Source organism: Ochrobactrum sp. PL_is483, from assembly GCF_055816855.1.
Genome location: NZ_JBVPGS010000005.1, coordinates 1 through 2,751 on the forward strand (window position 1 = coordinate 1; position 2,751 = coordinate 2,751).

At 60.6% G+C, this 2,751-nt stretch carries 1 protein-coding gene; it reads right to left on the reverse strand.

What is annotated here, in order from left to right:
- Window positions 1-2,751: autotransporter family protein (locus AC0TNJ_RS00025; RefSeq protein WP_473769853.1), on the reverse strand; the 2,751-nt coding region annotated here is incomplete at both ends.

Genomic DNA, 2,751 nt, shown 5'->3' on the forward strand with positions numbered 1-2,751 from the left:
GACCACATCAGCTGCGCCTGCGGCGTCAGCGACCAGTTCGGGTCGAGGACGATGCGCTGGCCTGCTTCAAGGCTCAAGGCATAGCCAAAGCCCCGGTTGCCATCTTTCAGCGTCGGGTTGACCGCATCGACACCAAGGTCGCTGTCATACCAGTTGGCCTGTGCCTGCGCATCGAGATAAAAGCCCGAAGTGCCGTACCAGGTCGCGGTTGCACCCAGCCCCCAGCCCTGCGTGTCGATGGAGCCAGAACCGTCACCGGTCCGGTTGTCGATGCTGGAATGGGCATTGCCATATTGCCCGGTAATCCCGGCAATCAGCCGTCCGGTCTCGTCTTCATAGAACTGGCCGTCAACACCAGCCTGCAGGATGACGGTGTCGATATCCTGATGCAGGCTGCCCGCTGTCGAGCCGTTTTCCAGACGGTTATGCGCCCCTTCGATACGGCCCCAGACTGCCTTGCTGTCGGTCCCGCCGCTCTGGGTGCCGCTCTGGGTAGCGGACAGGCCGCCCAGATAACGTTCGCCCACGCGCTGCTGCAAGGTCGGCAGCTTGTTCAACGCCTGCAAGGTCGAGGTGTAGGATTCATAGACCGGAGCAGCCGGGCTGAAGCGCTCGGGCGGACAGGTGTTGGTTGCATGGCAGTCCGGATCCGGACCCGGACCCGGCTTCTCATACTGGCTGACCAGATACCAGTTGCCGTCATCGGGCGTGCCGGTGCTTCCCTTGCGCAGCGTATAGGCATAGGCGGAATCGGTCATGATCGCCTGCTGGCCGTCCTTGGTGGTGTAGTCGCCCAGAAGCGTGAACTGGCCATCCGAAGCCCCGCCGACCGAGATGATCTCGATGCCATTGACGGTCTGTGCGCCAAAACCATTACGGTTGGTGATGCCGATCTTGCTGGTGCCCGACGTATTGCCGCCGACAATCAACCTGTCGGCCAGCGAATTGTCGTCGCCAAGCTCGGCCGACATATGCAGCGTGCCGTTATCGCCATGATAATCGCCCGACACATTCAACACCGTGCCGCCATTGCCGCCGAAGCGGACATCGCCGCCATTGGCAAGACTTGCCATCGCCGTGGCGAAACCGCCGAGCTCAATCGAAGCGCCGCTGGCAACCTTATAGCCGGAAGCCCCCGAGAAGCCGCCCGCAGCGCCTTGCACCAGAGCGCCCTTGTTGACCGCCGTGGTGCCGGAATAGTCGTTCTCACCATAAAGCACCAGATCGCCATCGCCGTTCTTGGTGATCCCGCCGGTACCGGAGATGATACCGGAGAAGTCGCCATGCAGGGTCTGGTTCAGCGTCAGCGTGCCCGCGCCTAGCTCGATATTGCCATCGGCGGACGTCTCGCCGACCAGATTGCCGACCGTTTCGTTGAAGTCTGCAAGATCAAGCGTCGCCCCGCCCTTCACCGTCACAGTGCCCGAGCCGAAGGCATTGTCAGCAATTCCGGCCTTGGCCGTGCCGCCCTTGACCGTCAGCCCACCGCTGAACGTGTTGTCTCCGGCAAAGGTGGTGATGCCGGTGCCGTCCTTGGTCACCGCGCCGATACCGCTCACCTTGTTGGTGAGCGTAAAATCCTGGTCCTTGTTGATCAACAGATCGCCGTGATCGAACTGCGTGCCAGCGAGCACGATCCCGTCGCTGTTGGCGATGCTGCCATTGCCGCTCAGTTCCAGCGTGCCCTCATTGACCGTCGTCGTGCCGCGATAGGTGTTGACCCCGGTCAGGTTGAGGGTTCCATAGCCGAGCTTGGTCAGTCCATCCTGCCCGTCGAGCACCGAGGCGATGGTTGCCGTCATGTCACGGCTACTGGCTGGAACACCATTGCCGACGACAATCCAGTTCTCCTGCCCGCCAAGCGTGATCGTGCCGTTCTCGATCCTGTAGCCGTCGACGACAAACTGCATGCCGCTGACAACCGGGGTGAAGCCCTGTTCGATGCTCACCGTGCCGCTCACACCCTGGAAGACCGCAAAATTATCGTTGCCCCAAGAGCCGCTGACGCTAGCGTCCTTGTCGGTCCAGTTGATATCGGTGCTGTTCCACGTACCATCGCCACCATGGATGGTGCCGTCAGACTGGGTTGTTGTGCCATTCCAGTAATTGAGGATCAGTCCACCGGTGTTGATCAGGTTGACCTCATTGGCGACAATCTGCAGCTGATAGTTGGGGTTGTTGCTCGCCAGTTTCATGCCATTATCGGTCAGCCCATTGCCCGACTGGAAAATGCGATAAAGGCCGATGCCGAAACTGCTGTTCGGGTTGACCGTCAGGGTTCCGTTGACGGTCAGATTGCCGGCAACGTGGAAAAGCTCGTTCGCCGATGGATTGCCATTCAGCGTTATATCGACATTGCTGTTGGCATTGAGCGTCAGGTCCTTCAGGAAATCGAGCCGTGAGCCGGACTGGCCGAACAGATTGCCGCCACCAGCAACCGTGGTGTTGCCACCAACCGTGCCGTGACCGCCGAGCGATGCACCCGAAGCGACATTGACCGTACCGGTGCCGTCGCCAAGCTTGCCGCCGTCAAGGCGCAGCCTCCCGGCATTGATATTCGTGTTGCCCTTGAAACCGCTGCTGTCGCCCAAAAGCGCCAGTGTGCCGTCACCCGATTTGGTCAAGCCGCCCGAACCGGTGAAGACATTCGACAGCGTAAACACATTGGTGGCATCGGCAATGTCGAAGCCGCCGCCATTGGTGCCCCAGTTGATCAACTTGGTGGTACGGTTGAAATCCGTGCCGGTCACC